This window comes from Galactobacter valiniphilus, assembly GCF_003575975.1.
GTDB classification, from domain to species: Bacteria; Actinomycetota; Actinomycetes; order Actinomycetales; family Micrococcaceae; genus Galactobacter; species Galactobacter valiniphilus.
This window is the reverse complement of record NZ_QQXK01000061.1, coordinates 1-1801: the sequence shown is the minus strand read 5'-3', so window position 1 is coordinate 1801 and position 1801 is coordinate 1. Positions and strand designations below refer to the sequence as shown.

Annotated in this window: 2 protein-coding genes; both read right to left on the bottom strand. The window is 64.9% G+C overall.

What is annotated here, in order from left to right; translation table 11 throughout:
- Nucleotides 1-491: 491 nt before the first annotated feature.
- Nucleotides 492-1262, bottom strand: coding sequence for a hypothetical protein (locus tag DWB68_RS15665; protein WP_119426041.1), 771 nt, complete (start codon nucleotides 1260-1262; stop codon nucleotides 492-494).
- A 373-nt stretch (nucleotides 1263-1635) separates the two neighbouring features.
- Nucleotides 1636-1801 (bottom strand): transposase (locus tag DWB68_RS15660; protein WP_147391720.1); only part of this gene is annotated, 166 nt, incomplete at its 5' end.

Sequence of the window (1801 nt, the reverse complement as noted above, 5' to 3'; positions counted from 1 at the left end):
ATCAATTTGTTCCATGGCTATCGCTCACATCGCCCTCACGGGGTGAGGACGGCAAGCAACACCATTTCAAATAAAAAACGGTGTCAACAAACTTGGCACACTATTGAGTTCTCAAACAACGAACACCCCACCAGCTACCCCCAGCCCAAACAACCAGGATCACTACAATGAAGCTTCTGAACCCTCCAGGACGCAGCGGAAAATCCGCGGAATCACTGGGAATTTCTGGTCTTCGCATCCGTTTCGATCTAGTCGAACTCGTTGCGGCGACAAGAGAAAATCTTACACGAGTTCTGCCCACACTCCAAATCGGGGGCACCTCCCCGTCAGCTGGACGCGATCTCCCCGAGATTCCGGGCCTGTACGCGCCTCGCCCGCCCATGCAGCGCCGCCGGGTGCCGCACTTGGTTCCGCGACCCCGCTCACACGGTTGGCGTGCTGCCTCTGCTGCACCCCTGGTGGCTTGACGCGTGCGGACGATCGCGGTCACTCTACCTCCCCTGCCCGGCGGGGCCGTGAGCCGGCGGCACCGGCACGATCGCTTGTTGGGTTCGCTCTTCCATGCTGCGCACGGTGTCCGCGGAGAGGGACAGGAGGCCGTCGAGTTCGCGCCGTGCCCTGGTGTAGGCCCGCTGACGCTCCGCCGGAGTGGCCGCGCGATCCACCGAGAGGGTGATGAGCTGACGGGCCAGCTCGAGTCGTTCGCGCTCCCCCTCGCTGAAGTCCCTGTCCTTCACACGGTGAGCCTCCGCCTCGGCGATGTCGAAGCTCACCCGGTAGTCGGTCACGGCGCCTCGATAGCGTTCGATGGCTGCCTCGCCCAGGGTCTCCAGTTGCTCATCGGCCGGACGCAGGGAGTCGGCCAGCCGCTTCGCCTTCAGGTAACCCACCGTGAGCGGCTCCCTCACATCGGTCATGAGCGGGAAATCGATGAGCTTGGTGACGTCGAGCTCGTAGTCGAGCCAACGCGTATTGACTGAGTCATGCTCGGCCATGATGCGGTCCAAGGCGGCAACCCTGGCTGCGGCGCCATGGTCAGTTGCCGAGCTGAGGATGGTCGCGTCCAGGACGGCGTTCATCGCACCGGTCGTGCTCGCCTCAATGCGCTGACGTAAGCGGAGCCGCTCCATACTGCGTTCGTGCCGCTCCCTCGAGGACTTGTTGATCTCCTTCCAGGCTCGGCCGATGAGTCCAGCGGACGCGGCGCCGAACGGGAACACGAGCCACCAGAAGCTACCCGAGAAGTGCCAGAAACCGTCCATGCAGCCACGTTAGAACCGGCCTCCCGCACGGGGAACTGACACGTGTCATGTCTTCGGCGCGCGCCTGAGTCGACCGCTGCTGCCCGATCCCTGATCGGAGTGGCTACGGAACGGTTCCGGGCCTGGGAGCGTGCGGAAGCCACCCCAATGCTGAGTCAGGCTGTGTGGGGGCACGACGGCGGCTGGCCGGCTTGGGCTCCGTCCGCCCCATCGGTGCCCGGGGGGCCGGGTTCACGCACGAGGGCCCCGCCCTCTTCACCCATGACGGGTGGAGAGGGCGGGGCCCGTCTCTGTAGTGTCCACCGGTGCATCCCAACTGGGATCGGAGTGCCGAATGTCGCTCAATCCGGCTCTTCGGACATCCGGTGGGGGGTCATGGGGTGAGGCCGCCGGCGGCGAGGAGCATGCGGAGCCGGTAGTTGCCGCGGTTGCGGAAGCCGCGGGCGAGGCGGCGGTGAAGCTCGATGATCCCGTTCACGGCCTCAGTTCCGCCGTTCGATGATCGTCCGGTCGTGAAGTAGGCCAGGAACGCAGCCCGC

Bases quoted from the DNA above. Each gene is read 5' to 3' on its own strand.
- DWB68_RS15665 (WP_119426041.1), bottom strand. From the start codon at position 1,262: ATGGACGGTTTCTGGCACTTCTCGGGTAGCTTCTGGTGGCTCGTGTTC.